At 65.9% G+C, this 13,491-nt stretch carries 14 protein-coding genes and 2 tRNA genes; 11 read left to right on the top strand and 5 right to left on the bottom strand.

From position 1 onward, the window contains the following. Nucleotides 1-118: 118 nt before the first annotated feature. On the top strand, nt 119-820 hold the full coding sequence (locus tag C9J49_RS03135) for a hypothetical protein (RefSeq protein WP_107180895.1): 702 nt from the start codon (nt 119-121) through the stop codon (nt 818-820). Here the strand turns inward: C9J49_RS03135 and C9J49_RS03130 are convergent. Further along, nucleotides 817-1,431, bottom strand: a complete 615-nt coding sequence (locus C9J49_RS03130; RefSeq protein WP_046080483.1) for a TetR family transcriptional regulator — start codon at nt 1,429-1,431, stop codon at nt 817-819. The genes C9J49_RS03135 and C9J49_RS03130 overlap by 4 nt on opposite strands. A 152-nt stretch (nt 1,432-1,583) precedes the next feature. On the opposite strand from C9J49_RS03130, the gene C9J49_RS03125 reads away from it, so the two are divergent. Beyond that, nucleotides 1,584-2,615: a succinylglutamate desuccinylase/aspartoacylase family protein gene (locus C9J49_RS03125; RefSeq protein ID WP_035597321.1), complete on the top strand. Its 1,032-nt coding sequence runs from the start codon at nt 1,584-1,586 to the stop codon at nt 2,613-2,615. A 21-nt stretch (nt 2,616-2,636) separates the two neighbouring features. Here C9J49_RS03125 and dusA read toward each other — a convergent pair whose 3' ends face one another. After that, nucleotides 2,637-3,635 (bottom strand): tRNA dihydrouridine(20/20a) synthase DusA, encoded by a 999-nt coding sequence (dusA, locus tag C9J49_RS03120; RefSeq protein ID WP_107180909.1) that lies wholly within the window; start codon nt 3,633-3,635, stop codon nt 2,637-2,639. Between the two features lie 148 nt (nt 3,636-3,783). Here dusA and C9J49_RS03115 point away from each other — a divergent pair, with 148 nt between their 5' ends. The 3 genes from C9J49_RS03115 to C9J49_RS03105 are packed head-to-tail and all read left to right on the top strand — an operon-like array spanning nt 3,784 to nt 5,027. Then, the gene (locus C9J49_RS03115; RefSeq protein WP_046080022.1) at nt 3,784-4,023 is read left to right on the top strand and encodes a hypothetical protein; all 240 of its coding nucleotides are present in this window, start codon (nt 3,784-3,786) and stop codon (nt 4,021-4,023) included. A 28-nt stretch (nt 4,024-4,051) separates the two neighbouring features. Next, the gene (locus C9J49_RS03110) at nt 4,052-4,372 is read left to right on the top strand and encodes a TraR/DksA C4-type zinc finger protein (RefSeq protein WP_035597313.1); all 321 of its coding nucleotides are present in this window, start codon (nt 4,052-4,054) and stop codon (nt 4,370-4,372) included. A gap of 37 nt (nt 4,373-4,409) precedes the next feature. Then, entirely contained in the window at nt 4,410-5,027 is a 618-nt protein-coding gene (locus C9J49_RS03105; RefSeq protein ID WP_181454235.1) for a hypothetical protein, read from the top strand. 9 nt (nt 5,028-5,036) lie between these two features. On the opposite strand, the gene C9J49_RS03100 is transcribed toward C9J49_RS03105, so the two are convergent. Both C9J49_RS03100 and C9J49_RS03095 read right to left on the bottom strand, forming a co-directional pair. Beyond that, nucleotides 5,037-5,624, bottom strand: a complete 588-nt coding sequence (locus tag C9J49_RS03100) for a helix-turn-helix domain-containing protein (RefSeq protein ID WP_107180894.1) — start codon at nt 5,622-5,624, stop codon at nt 5,037-5,039. A 107-nt stretch (nt 5,625-5,731) separates the two neighbouring features. Then, nucleotides 5,732-6,472 carry an SDR family NAD(P)-dependent oxidoreductase gene (locus C9J49_RS03095; protein ID WP_107180893.1) on the bottom strand — a complete coding sequence of 247 codons (741 nt, stop codon included), beginning with the start codon at nt 6,470-6,472 and terminating at the stop codon, nt 5,732-5,734. A gap of 192 nt (nt 6,473-6,664) precedes the next feature. Between C9J49_RS03095 and gltX the strand changes: the two genes are divergently transcribed. From gltX to C9J49_RS03080, 3 genes are all read left to right on the top strand, one after another. Beyond that, nucleotides 6,665-8,143: a glutamate--tRNA ligase gene (gltX, locus tag C9J49_RS03090; RefSeq protein ID WP_046080026.1), complete on the top strand. Its 1,479-nt coding sequence runs from the start codon at nt 6,665-6,667 to the stop codon at nt 8,141-8,143. Nucleotides 8,144-8,338: 195 nt separating this feature from the next. Then, nucleotides 8,339-8,414, top strand: a tRNA-Ala gene (locus C9J49_RS03085). A 22-nt stretch (nt 8,415-8,436) separates the two neighbouring features. Then, nucleotides 8,437-8,512: transfer RNA gene (locus C9J49_RS03080), tRNA-Glu, on the top strand. A gap of 736 nt (nt 8,513-9,248) precedes the next feature. Here C9J49_RS03080 and gltA read toward each other — a convergent pair. Continuing rightward, on the bottom strand, nt 9,249-10,535 hold the full coding sequence (gltA, locus tag C9J49_RS03075; RefSeq protein ID WP_046080027.1) for a citrate synthase: 1,287 nt from the start codon (nt 10,533-10,535) through the stop codon (nt 9,249-9,251). A 458-nt stretch (nt 10,536-10,993) separates the two neighbouring features. On the opposite strand from gltA, the gene sdhC reads away from it, so the two are divergent. The 3 genes from sdhC to sdhA are packed head-to-tail and all read left to right on the top strand — an operon-like array spanning nt 10,994 to nt 13,488. Next, nucleotides 10,994-11,371, top strand: a complete 378-nt coding sequence (gene sdhC / locus C9J49_RS03070) for a succinate dehydrogenase, cytochrome b556 subunit (protein ID WP_046080028.1) — start codon at nt 10,994-10,996, stop codon at nt 11,369-11,371. Further along, nucleotides 11,365-11,712: a succinate dehydrogenase, hydrophobic membrane anchor protein gene (gene sdhD, locus C9J49_RS03065; protein ID WP_046080029.1), complete on the top strand. Its 348-nt coding sequence runs from the start codon at nt 11,365-11,367 to the stop codon at nt 11,710-11,712. The genes sdhC and sdhD overlap by 7 nt, the downstream gene beginning before the upstream one ends. Nucleotides 11,713-11,715: 3 nt before the next feature. Further along, nucleotides 11,716-13,488 (top strand): succinate dehydrogenase flavoprotein subunit, encoded by a 1,773-nt coding sequence (sdhA, locus tag C9J49_RS03060; protein WP_035597292.1) that lies wholly within the window; start codon nt 11,716-11,718, stop codon nt 13,486-13,488. Nucleotides 13,489-13,491: the final 3 nt, after the last annotated feature.

Here is a 13,491-nt window from a genome sequence, read left to right as displayed (position 1 = left end):
CGTTGGGTCAGGAAAACGTCGCTGTGCGACCAAAGTGGGTGTGACGCGCCCCCGACGAGCGCTACGCTGAAGGCAGGACAACACTTTGCCGGCTAATGGGCCGGACGGAGGAGCCGCCATGAACGCCATCGCCTCGCTTGCCCTCAGCTTTCCGCTGATCTTTTTCACGGCGCTGCTGGCGCTGGTGGCCGTCTACTGGCTGCTGGTGCTGGTGCGCCTGGCCCCCGTAGAGCTGTTCGAACACGACAGCCTGCGCAACGACACCCTGGCCAGCGCCCTGGTGTCGCTGGGTTTCGCCGGCGTGCCGGCCTCGCTGGCGCTGAGTGCCTTGATCGTGCTCGCCTCGCTGCTGGCCTGGATCGTCGAGCTGGCGGTGCTGGGGCCGCTGCCGCTGGGCTTCTTTCGTGTGCCGCTCGGTCTGGCGGTGATCTGGGGTGCCTTCGCGCTGGCCTCGCCGCTGGCCGCGGCGTTGTGTCGTCGGCTGCATCGCCGCCTGCACCGGCATCCGAGCCTGTCGAAGCGCTGCCTGCTGGGCGAGCGCGTTCGGGTCATCGACGCCGATGCAGGAGGCGCCACGGCGGAGATGGTCGATGATCCCGGCCGCCAGGTACGCCTGCGGGGCAAGGCCGGCAATCGGCCGCGCGTTGGCGAAGTGCGCGTGCTGGTCAAGTATCTGGTCAACGACGAGGCCTATCGCTCGGTGCCCGAGCAGGACTACCTGGATGCCCGCACGCGACTGGTGCGGCTGCATCTGGTGGAACGCCATGAGGGGGCGATGCCGCGTCAGGAAAGCCGCCATGGTTCGCGGCCGTCGGCCTAGGCGGGAGGGCGGCTGAGCAGTCGCAGCTGGGCGTCGATTAGCTCACGGCTGCGCTCGGCCAGCGAGAAGGCCTCGGGGTCGCGTAGCCAGTCGTGATAGAGCCCGCTCATTATCGACTGCAGCAGGCGGGTGGCCAGCTCGGGGGAGACATCGTCACGCAGCTGGCCGAGCTGGCGGGCGGTGGTGAAGTAGCCTCGCAAGGCGTCGAGGCATTCGCTGGCCATCTCGCTCTGCATGGCCTGGGGGTCGATGTCGCTGAAGAACTCGCAGCGATGCAGCAGGATGGCGTGCACGCGTCGATGGCGCGGCTGTTCCAGGCGCTGCACTCCTTGTTGGCAGCCCAGGCGGATGGCCTCGAGAGGCCTGGCATCGTCGGCCTCGCTTTCCTTGACCAGTTCCTCGAAGGGCATGCGCACCCGGTCGACCATGGCCCGGAACAGGTCGGCCTTGTTCTTGAAGTGCCAGTAGACGGCGCCGCGGGTCATGCCGGCGTGGCGGGCGATCTGTTCCAGCGAGGTGCGGGCCACCCCTTTCTCGAAAAACACTTCCTCGGCGGCATCGAGCAGGGCCACGCGAGTGGCTTCGGCTTCGGCCTTGGTACGTCTGGCCATGGGATGATCGACTCCGGGTGATTAGGCGGCCATTCTACCCAAGCCGAGTGATGCTTTACATTCATCCTTGAATGCCACCCTGGTCTTCGTCGCTTGAGCCGCCCGCGGGGATGAGTGAATATGAGTCAGCGCTTATCTCAGGAGATCGCCCCATGGCCCGTGCTCCCTTCGAACTCGCCGACGTCCGGGTGGCGCCGGGCAGTCGTCAGCAGATCGACGTGCCGGCGGCCCGGCTCTACACCCATGCGCCGCTGACCATCCCGGTGGAGGTGGTCCATGGCCGCCAGCCGGGGCCGGTGATGCTGGTCTGCGGCGGCATCCACGGTGACGAGATCAATGGCGTGGAAATCGTGCGCCGGCTGCTGCGCTCGCGGCAGCTAAAGGGGCTGCGCGGGACCCTGATCGGCGTGCCGATCGTCAACGTCTTCGGTTTCGTCCAGCACAGCCGCTACCTGCCCGATCGGCGCGACCTGAACCGCTGTTTTCCGGGCAGCGAGTCGGGCTCGCTGGGGAGCCGGATCGCGGCCCTGTTCCGCGAGCAGATCGTCGACCAGGCGACCCATATCATCGATCTGCACACCGGCGCCCTGCATCGCACCAACCTGCCCCAGATCCGCGCCCGGCTGACGCCCGGCAGCGAGACCGAACGCATGGCGGATGCCTTCGGCGCGCCGGTCATCCTCAACGCCGAGCTGCGTGACGGCAGCCTGCGCCACTACGCCGAGAGTCGCGACATCCCGGTGCTGACCTACGAGGCCGGCGAGGCGCTGCGCTTCGACGAGTGGGCCATCGCGCCGGGCGTTCGCGGTGTGCTGCGGGTGATGCGTCGCCTCGGGATGCTGACCGGCGAACGGCGACGCCGGCCACCGCCCGCCGCCGAGGTGGCCGGCGGCTCGAGCTGGGCGAGGGCGCCGATCGACGGCATCCTGCGGCCGCAGGTGCGTCTCGGTGCAAGGGTGGCCGCGGGAGAGCTGCTGGGACGGGTGGCCGACCCCTTCGGCAACGCCGAGGGCGAGGTGCGGGCCGTGGCCGACGGCATCGTGATTGGCATGAGCCGCCTGCCGCTGGCCAACGAGGGGGAGGCGCTGTTCCATATCGCGCGCTTCGATGCGATCGAGGAGGCGGAGAGCGCGGTCGAGAGTTTCCAGTCGAGCCTCGATCCGCCCCCCGATGCCCTGTACTGACGCGCTTTGTCGACCGACGGCTCAGCCGGCCAGACTGGTGTCCTGCGGCCGGGGCACCAGGCCGAGGGCATCGTCGAACACCGCCATGCCGGCGCCTTCGCGGTGGGCATGCTCCGAGAGATGGCGGCGGAACTTGCGGCCGCCCGGGCAGCCCTGGAAGAGGCCGAGCAGGTGGCGGGTCATGTGGTTGAGCTTCGCCCCTTGCTCGAGCCGGCGGGCGATATAGGGCCGGAAGGCTTCGGCGGCGGCATGACGACCGGCCGTGGGGGCGTCTTCGCCATAGAGGCGCCGGTCGACGTCGGCCAGCAGCCAGGGGTTCTGGTAGGCCTCGCGGCCCACCATCACGCTGTCCACGTGTTCGAGCTGGGCCTGGCACTCGTCGAGCGTCTTGAGGCCGCCGTTGATGCCGATGTGCAGATCGGGGCGCTGCTGCTTGAGGCGATGCACGCGGCCGTAGTTGAGCGGCGGCACGTCGCGGTTCTCCTTGGGTGACAGCCCCTCCAGCCAGGCCTTGCGGGCATGCACGGTGAACACTTCGCAGCCGGCGTCGGCGACGCGCTCGATGAAGTGGGCCAGGTCGGCGTCCTCGTCCTGGTCGTCGATGCCGATGCGACACTTCACGGTGATCGGGATCGACACCGCCTCGCGCATCGCCGCCACTGCCGCTGCCACCTTCTCGGGATGGGCCATCAGGCAGGCGCCGATCAGGTTGTTCTGTACCCGGTCGCTGGGACAGCCGACGTTGAGATTGACCTCGTCATAGCCCCATGCCTCGGCGATCGCCGCGCACTCGGCCAGTGCGCCGGCGTCGCTGCCGCCGAGCTGCAGGGCGAGCGGATGTTCCACGTCGTCGTAGCCGAGGAAGCGCTCGCGCGGGCTGCCGTGCAGGATGGCGCCGGTGGTCACCATCTCGGTGTAGAGCAGGGTGCGGCGCGTCAGGGTCCGGGCGAACGCGCGGTAGTCGCGGGTCGTCCAGTCCATCATGGGGGCCACGGAGAAGGTGCGGTCAAGATCGGTCATCGGCATCACGGGGTCGTTCGAGAAGCGCGTATTCTACCAGTCATGGCGCGGGGTGCGAGTGCTGTAGGCCAGCGTGAAAGGACTCGGCGACGATGTCGTCCATACTCGATGAGGTGGATGTGTGAAACGGCTACTGAGGGAGGCGTGAATGGGGAGTCATGATCTCGACGAGTCCCGGCGTGAGCTGTTGGCGCGGGTATTGCAGCACGGTGGCGTACTGGCGGCTCCGTTCGGTCACGCCGGTGAGGATTCTCATGAGTCTCGGGACCTGGCCGATATCGCGGCCCTGGAGGAGGCAGGGCATCTCGTGATCCAGCGGGATGACGAGGGCCGGCCGAGCCGGCTCGAGCTGACGCCGAGCGGATATCGCGTCCTGGGGATCGACTAGCCGGGGGCGGGTGAAGGAGGGGGAGACGATGAGCGATCGCAAGATTGAGCTGGAGCGGCTGAGAGACGAGCTGCAGGCGCGTCTGGCCCGCTACCGGCAGCACCGGGAGCGTAGAGCCGGGCCGCTGGACAAGGACATGGAGGATCAGTCTCTGGAAACGCGGGACGACGAGGTGGTGGCATCGCTGGAGGCGGAGGCCGATGACGAGCTGTCCCAGGTCCGTCACGCCCTGGCCAGGATTCGTGAAGGGCGGGGCGAGATCTGCGAAAACTGCGGCGAGGCGATCGATGCGGGTCGCCTGGCGGCGGTGCCCCATGCGACCCTGTGTCGGACGTGTCAGGGCCGCTGATGCGTGAGTCGGACATTTCCGCACAGGGAGGACGGGCATGACGGCATGGCAGCGAGGCGCCTGGGTGGCGAGCCTGGTGCTGGGGTTGGCACTGGGCATGGCCGGCTGTGGTGGCGGTGAGGACGACAAGCCGCCGGCCGATGAGCGGCTGGGTGGCGTGGCGCAGCCCGACACTGACACCGAGGTCGAGGCGGCGGCAGACGAGGCGGCGCCCGAGGTCGAGCCGTTCACGGACGAGGTGAGCGTCGGCATCGATGCGCGGCTGCGCAGCGACCGACGGCTGCTGGTCGAGGGCACCACCAACCTGCCCCGGAGCACGCGGCTGCAGGTGCTGGTCGAGCGCGAGCTTAGCGGCGTGCGCTGGCAGGCGCGGACCGCGGTCGAGGCCGGTGGCGGCTTTGCCGCCGGGCCGTTCGGGCCGGGCAGCGGGCTGCCGGATGGCGGCTATCGCATCACCGTCAACATGCCGGCCGCCTCGGTGCAGCCGCCTGCGGTGCGGGCACGGCTGGGCGAGGACGGCCAGCATCTTCGCGGTCCGCTGGTGCAGGCCTCGCGTCACGGGCTGGGGCAGGTGATCAGCGCCAGTCAGCGCTTCCTGGTCGGCAGCGAGCCGCGGCATACCACCGACCAGGTGAAGGTCATCGAAGTGGAGTAGCGCCCCGGCTCAAGGTGTCTCGAGCCGCCACAGGGCGACGACCTTGCCCAGCAGTCGGCAGTCGGGCGTGTAGGGGGTCGGGGTGGCGTCGTCCTGGCGCTGGAAGGTCAGCTCGCCCTTGGCGTCCTGCTGGACCCGGCGCAGCGCCAGTCGGCCGGCTTCCTCGATCAGGTAGAGGCCCGGCTGGCGGAATATCTCGCTGGGCGCGATGGCGGCCAGGTCGCCCGCGTTCAGGTAGTCGAGCGCCTCGCCGGGGGCCGGTGTCACCAGATGGCAGTCGCCGTCCCAGCGCTGGCCGGGGGTGAGTTCGATGGGCAGCTCGATGCCCTTGGCCTCGGTGCCCTCCCAGGGGGGAGGGCTATCGGCGCGCAGAAACAGCGGTGCTGGCCGGCTGGTGTCGTTGTCGAGCAGCGCGGAGAGCGGGCAGCCGAGGGCGCCGGCCAGCGCGACCAGCCGCTCGTGCCCGATCTGCTTGATGGCCCCGGATTCCCAATAGGAGATGGTGACGTCAGAGACGCCGACTCGGCGGGCCAGGGCGGCCTTGTTGAGGTTGGCCTCCAGGCGGAGCTGTTTGATCCGTGGGCCGAGTGTTTCCATGAACGTCGTCCTGTCTGAGGTCGTCTACGAGATGGGGCATGGTCTGCGATTGCTCGAGACTGTGCAATAGCGAGCATCAACGTTATGACCGCCGTCCCGCCCGAACGTCACCATGCGATGGGTTGGTCGTCCCAATCACGGAAACCGCCGGAGTCTGCCGGTGAGCGCCTGCTCAGTACCGTGATCAGATGGTCTGCCACGAAGGCCGGTGTGAATAGCTTGCCTTCGGGTACGCGGCTCTGGAAGGGGGTCGACAGGTCGGTGTCGGTGGTGCCGGGGTGCAGGCAGGTGAGGCAGGCATTGGGATTGAGGCGACGCAGCTCTACCGCGGCGGTCTTCATCAGCATGTTATGGGCGGCCTTGCTGGCACGATAGGCATACCAGCCGCCCAGCCGGTTGTCCTCGATGGAGCCGACCCGGGCCGAGAGGCTGCCGATCAGCGCGGTGTGACGCCCCTTGAGCGAGGGTGTCAGGGCCTTGAGCAGCAGGGCCGGTGTGGCGGCGTTGACGTGGAACAGCCGGCTCAGGGCGTCGACGTCGAGGTCGTCGAGTTTCTTCTCCGGCGCGATGCCGTCGGCGTCGTCATGCAGCATGCCCAGCGCGTTGAGCACCAGGTGCAGCGGCTGGCCGTCGAGGGCGTCGGTCAGCGCGGCCAGGCCGTCCGGGGTGGTCAGGTCCAGGACGTGAGCGGTCAGCCTCGGATCGTCGCGGCTGACCGCTTGCCGGCTGACGACGTGCAGGCGGGCCAGGCGCGGGTCGTCCAGCAGGGCGTCGACCAGGGCCGCGCCGATGCCGCCGGAGGCGCCGGTGACCAGGGCCTGGTAGTCGTCGGGTAGCTGGGGAAGCATGGTGCTCCTCGTTACGTGGGGTTCAGTGATGGACCATGGGCATCGCCAATGATTCCACGGTGCGGCTGCCGGCGCCACGCGAGGCGCGTATAATGCCCGCCATTCCTCTGGGGCCTTGCGGCGGCGTGGCGTTTCATGACCGGGCCGGCAAGGCGACCAGGATTCCATTCTCCCGACCGGACCAAGGACGACATGACCGTACGTACCCGTATCGCGCCGTCTCCCACCGGCGATCCCCATGTGGGAACCGCCTACATCGCCCTGTTCAACCTGTGCTTCGCCCGTCAGCACGGCGGCGAGTTCATCCTGCGCATCGAGGATACCGACCGGGTGCGCTCGACCGCTGAGTCGGAGCAGATGATCCTCGATTCCCTGCGCTGGCTCGGTCTGGAGTGGGACGAGGGCCCCGATGTGGGCGGCCCGCACGGCCCCTATCGGCAGAGTGAGCGCGGCGACATCTACGCCGAGCATGCGCGCAAGCTGATCGAGTCCGGTCATGCCTTCAAGTGCTACCGCACCAGCGAGGAGCTCGACGAGCTGCGCGAGACGCGCAAGGCCGCCGGCCTGCATCTGGCGCTGAAGCCGGCCGATCTGGCGCTGCCCGAGGAAGAGATCGCCCGCCGCGAGCGCGAGGGCTGGCCTCATGTGGTGCGCATGCACGTGCCGGCCAGCGGCACCTGCGTGGTCGATGACATGCTGCGCGGCACCATCGAGGTCGACTGGGCCCAGGTGGACGCCCAGATCCTGCTCAAGTCCGACGGCATGCCGACCTATCACCTGGCCAACGTGGTCGATGACCACCTGATGGGCATCACCCACGTGCTGCGTGGCGAGGAGTGGATCAACTCCGCGCCCAAGCATCAGCTGCTGTACGAATACTTCGGCTGGCCGATGCCGACGCTGTGCCACATGCCACTGCTGCGCAATCCGGACAAGTCGAAGCTCTCCAAGCGCAAGAACCCGACCTCGATCAACTACTACCGTCGCATGGGCTTCCTGCCCCAGGCGGTGACCAACTATCTCGGCCGCATGGGCTGGTCGATGCCGGACGAGCGCGAGAAGTTCACCCTCGACGAGATGATGAGCCACTTCGACGTGCAGCGGGTCTCGCTGGGCGGGCCGGTGTTCGACCTGCAGAAGCTGAGCTGGCTGAACGGCCTCTACATCCGCGAGGACCTGGACGACGATGCCTTCCTCAAGGCGCTGCGCGACTGGGCCTTCAACGAGGAGTACGTGCGCCAGATCCTGCCGCAGGTGCGGCCGCGGGTGGAGACGCTGTCCGACGTGATGCCGCTGGCCGGCCACTTCTTCTCCGGCGTGCCGGCGATCGAGGAGGGCGACTTCGATGCGGTCAAGCTGGGGCGCGAGGATCTGGTCAAGCTGCTGCAGTTCCTGACCTGGCGCCTCGAGACTGTGCCCGCCTGGCACAAGGAGGCCCTGCTGGCCGAGGTCAAGGCGCTGGCCGCGCACTTCGAGCTCAAGATGAAGGACTTCCTGGCGCCGGTGTTCATCGCCATCACCGGCTCCGTCGCCAGTACCTCCGTGATGGACGCCATGGCGATTCTCGGCTCCGACATGACCCGGGCGCGCCTGCGCCACGCCATCGCGGTGCTGGGTGGCGTCTCGAAGAAGCAGGTCAAGCGCTTCGAGAAGGAGTATCGGGAGCTGTAAGCCATAAGCTGTAAGCTTGAAGAAACCCCGCCAGGCCAAGGCCGAGGCGGGGTTGCCGAGGCCGGGCAGCAACACCGGCGTAGGCCGTGCCCGTCTTCCAGCTTCAGGCTTACAGCTTAAAGCTCTCGTGCGAAGCGCGAGGGGTTGACGAAGGCGAAGGGAATCAGTACTATACGCCTCGTCTTCACGACATGTGGGGCCTTAGCTCAGCTGGGAGAGCGCAACACTGGCAGTGTTGAGGTCAGCGGTTCGATCCCGCTAGGCTCCACCAATCACGTAATCGAAGATGATGCGTCCCATTCGTCTAGTGGTCCAGGACACCGCCCTTTCACGGCGGTAACAGGGGTTCGAACCCCCTATGGGACGCCACTCCAATCTCTATCTCCCCGGACGCCATGAGCGTCTTTTTTTGTCTCCGTCCGAGGCGCTTTATGGCGCTGGTTCGCGCGCGAGTCATGCTTTCCTCCTACATAAAGGCCCTGTAAGGCCTTGACTTGTCCACTTGAGCGGTTCCTGTCGTAACATTGTTCACAGGATCGCCTCGTAGGCCCGTGGTTATGGGCTTGGCAGATTAGTTCTTATAAATCAAAGGGTTGGGTGCGGTCAAAAATTGACCAATCTGAGCGCGACCCGCTATCCATGGCGATTCTGGGCGATTCCTCAAGGGTTTTGAACAGGTTTATCCACAGAATGTGTGGAAAACGCTGCGAAACGGCGTCAGTGCCATGACAGCGGTGGAGAAGCGGGGCTCGCGCTCTGCTTGGCCGTCTCCGCGCTAGGCCGTGAGCGGGGCAGGGCGGTGCTGGTGACGTCGCCCATGACGGATGTCGCTGGGGTGTCGGAATGGCCCGGAGAGGGCGTCGACGCGAGGCGCCGGTGTTCAGGGTGGGGGCGCGTTGGCGTCTCCAGTGGCGCTTCTGAGGCGGCTGGGGGAGTGAGGAGCTGTAGCGTGGCGGGGCCGAACAAGTGGTTGTGATCCTCGATCGGCGCCGGCCGGCGTCGAGCATGGAGAGGGCTGTCCGCCGGGGAGGGTGATCTCGGGTCAGAAACGCAAGAAGGCCGCCCCGAGGGGCGGCCTTCGTTGTCAGGGCGAGTCGTTCGCCGATTACTTGGCGGGGTAGTCGCGCTGGGTGTGGCCGGTGTAGAGCTGGCGGGGACGGCTGATCTTGTAGCTGTCGCTGAGCATCTCGTGCCAGTGGGAGATCCAGCCGATGGTGCGGGACACCGCGAAGATCACGGTGAACATGTTGGTCGGGATGCCCATGGCCTTGAGAATGATGCCGGAGTAGAAGTCGACGTTCGGGTAGAGCTTGCGCTCGACGAAGTACTCGTCCTCCAGGGCGATCTGCTCGAGGCGCTTGGCGATCTTGAGCTGCGGGTCGTCGGCCTTGCCGAGCTGGGCCAGGACCTCGTCGCAGGTTTCCTTCATGACCTTGGCGCGCGGGTCGAAGTTGCGGTACACGCGGTGGCCGAAGCCCATCAGCTTGAACGGATCGTTCTTGTCCTTGGCCTTGTCGATGAAGCGCTGGATGTTCTCTTCGGAGTCGTCGCCGATCTCGTCGAGCATGTTCAGCACGGCCTCGTTGGCGCCGCCGTGGGCCGGGCCCCACAGGGCGGCGATGCCGGCGCTGATGCAGGCGAACGGGTTGGCGCCGGTGGAGCCGGCCAGGCGCACCGTGGAGGTGGAGGCGTTCTGCTCGTGGTCGGCGTGGAGCATGAAGATGCGATCCATCGCCTTGGCGAATACCGGGTTGATCTCGTAGTTCTCGCACGGATTGCTGAACATCATGTAGAGGAAGTTCTCTGCATAGTTCAGGTCATTGCGCGGATAGACGAACGGCTGGCCCACGTTGTACTTGTGGGACATGGCCGCGATGGTCGGCATCTTGGCGATCAGGCGGATGGCGCTGATCTCGCGGTCTTCCTGTTTGGTGATGTCCAGGTGGTCGTGGTAGAAGGCCGCCAGGCCGCCGACCACGCCGCACAGGATCGACATCGGATGGGCGTCGCGACGGAAGCCCTTGAAGAAGTTGGCCAGCTGCTCGTGGACCATGGTGTGATGGGTGATGCGGCCGGCAAATTCGTCATACTGGGCCTTGTCGGGCAGCTCGCCGAACAGCAGCAGATAGCACAGTTCGACGAAGTCGGACTGCTTGGCCAGCTGGTCGATGGGGTAGCCGCGATGCAGCAGCACGCCCTGGCCGCCATCGATGTAGGTGATGGCGGACTGGCAAGAGGAGGTCGCCATGAAGCCGGGATCGTAGGTGAACAGGCCCTCGGCACCCAGGCCGCGAACGTCGATGACATCTGGCCCCGCAGCCCCCGAGTAGACCGGCAGCTCGATCGATTTCTCCAGGCCTTCTACCGTCAGCGTTGCTTTCCTGTCAGCCATAACTGGCCTCCTCTCGAGTTCATGGTGGCGCGATAAGTCGTGATTTCGCGGAACTTGCCTGCGAAAAGGTTCGCCCACTATAGAAGCGTCTTTTCGATTGTCAATTCATCCATCGATGTTGGTGTGCTGTATTGGAGTGGATTTATGTATAACCCTTGTCGCACATATGGTGCTTTGCACCATGGTGGTGCCATACGCCGCCTGGCAAGCACATGAGACTGGGAAAGCGCCGAGAGGTGGGATTTTTTTCCGCCAATCGTGGGCTGCCACCATGGTCTAGTTGGCAAGCTAGTGATTTGTCATCGATGCAGGCATGGCTCTATAATCCTGTCCCGCGACTGGCAGGAACAGGGAGATCGTGACCCGCAAGGCATGATCGTTCTCCTTCCCGAAACCACCGCCCGTGTCGGGCTCTCCTCGAGTGCCCAGTGACGGGCCAAGAGAGTGTGTAGAGAGCCGTGAATAGCAAACGACCCGTAAATCTGGATCTGTCCACGATACAGTTCCCCCTCCCCGCCCTGACGTCGATCGCTCACCGCATCACCGGCGTCATTCTCTTCATCGGCCTGATCTTCGGCTTCTGGGCACTGGATGCTTCCTTGTCGTCCCCCGAAGGCTTCGCTGCCGTCAGCGATGCGCTGGCTCACAACATCCTGGCCAAGCTGATCGCCTGGGGGCTGCTGTCTGCCCTGGCGTTCCACTTCGTGGCCGGCGTGAAGCACCTGCTGATGGACGTCGACATCGGTGTGACCCTCGAAGGTGGCGTCAAGAAGGCGCAGATCACCGTCGTGGCAAGCGCGGTCCTGATCATTCTGGCTGGAGTCTGGGTATGGTAACCAACATCACGAACTTCGGACGCAGCGGGCTGTCCGATTGGCTCGTTCAGCGCGTCTCGGCCGTTATTCTGGCCCTCTACACACTCTTCATCGTCGGCTACCTGCTGGTCCATCCCGGTCTCGACTACGCGACCTGGAGCGGGCTCTTCGGCCACACCTGGATGCGAATCTTCTCGCTGCTTGCCTTCGTGTCCCTGTCCGCCCACGCCTGGGTGGGGCTGTGGACCGTGACCACCGACTATCTCAAGCCGACCGGCATCCGCATTGCCGTCCAGACCGTCATCATCCTGGCCATCTTCGTGTTCCTGGTCTGGGGTATTCAAGTTCTGTGGGGAGCCTGATCCATGTCCAACATGCGTAGCCTGACCTTCGACGCCATCATCATCGGCGGTGGCGGTTCCGGCCTGCGGGCCGCCCTCGAGCTGGCCAAGTCCGGCAAGAAGACCGCCGTGCTGTCCAAGGTCTTCCCGACTCGCTCGCACACCGTGTCCGCCCAGGGCGGCATCACCTGTGCCATCGCTTCCGCCGACCCCAACGACGACTGGCGCTGGCACATGTACGACACCGTCAAGGGCGGCGACTACATCGCCGACCAGGACGCCGCCGAGTACATGTGCTCCGAAGGTCCGAAGGCGGTCTTCGAGCTCGAGCACATGGGTCTGCCGTTCTCCCGCTTCGACAACGGTCGCATCTATCAGCGCCCGTTCGGCGGCCAGTCCAAGAACTTCGGTGAAGGCGGTCAGGCGGCCCGTACCTGCGCCGCGGCGGACCGTACCGGCCATGCCCTGCTGCATACCCTTTACCAGAACAACCTGAAGAACAATACCACCTTCCTCAACGAGTGGTACGCCGTCGACTTGGTCAAGAACGCCAACGGCGACGTCGTCGGTTGCATCGCCATGGACATCGAGTCCGGTGAAGTGGTGCACATCAAGTCCAAGGCCACCGTGCTGGCCACCGGCGGTTCCGGCCGCATCTATGCCTCCACCACCAACGCCCTGATCAACACCGGCGACGGCATCGGCATGGCGCTGCGCGCCGGCTTCCCGATGCAGGACATGGAGATGTGGCAGTTCCACCCGACCGGCATCTACGGCGCCGGTACCCTGGTGACCGAGGGTTGCCGCGGCGAGGGTGGCTACCTGGTCAACAAGGACGGCGAGCGCTTCATGGAGCGTTACGCGCCCAACGCCAAGGACCTGGCCGGCCGTGACGTGGTCGCGCGTTCCATGGTCATGGAGATCCTCGAGGGTCGTGGCTGCGGCGAGAACGGCGATCACGTCTACCTCAAGCTCGACCACCTTGGCGAGGAAGTCCTCGGCAAGCGTCTGCCGGGCATCGTCGAGCTGTCCAAGACCTTCGCCCACGTGGATCCGGCCAAGGAGCCGATCCCGGTGGTGCCGACCTGCCATTACATGATGGGCGGCGTGCCGACCAACGTGCACGGCCAGGCGATTATGCAGGACGGCGACGGCAACGATCAGATCGTCAACGGCCTCTACGCCGTCGGCGAGGCGGCCTGCGTGTCGGTCCACGGCGCCAACCGCCTGGGCGGCAACTCGCTGCTCGACCTGGTGGTGTTCGGTCGCGCGGCCGGCATGTTCATCGAGAGCGCGCTCAACGAGGGCATCGAGTACCTGGCGGCCAGCGAGTCCGACGTCGAGTCGGCCATGAAGCGCATCAACCGCTGGAACGAGTCCGAAAGCGGCGAGACCGTCCCCGAGCTCAAGCGTGCACTGCAGGACATCATGCAGAACGCCTTCGGCGTCTTCCGTCAGGAAGAGAATATGCAGAAGGGCGTCCAGCAGCTGGCCGAGCTGCGTGAGCGCATCAACAACGCTTACCTGCCGGACAAGTCCAACACCTTCAACACCGCCCGGGTCGAGGCGCTCGAGCTCGACAACCTGATGGAGGTCGCCGAGGCCACCGCCATCGCGGCCCTTGAGCGCAAGGAGAGCCGTGGTGCCCACTCACGCTACGACTACCCGGATCGCGACGACGTCAACTGGCTGAAGCACTCCATGTATTTCCCGGCCGAGAAGCGCCTGGGGCAGCGTGATGTGAACTTCGCGCCCAAGACCGTCGATATGTTCGAACCGAAAGTCCGTACCTACTGAGGG

The sequence above is a fragment of the Halomonas sp. SL1 genome, from assembly GCF_003030865.2.
Taxonomy (GTDB): domain Bacteria; phylum Pseudomonadota; class Gammaproteobacteria; order Pseudomonadales; family Halomonadaceae; genus Halomonas; species Halomonas halophila.
The sequence above is the reverse complement of the archived record's forward strand: the minus strand, read 5'-3'. Positions and strand labels throughout refer to the sequence as shown.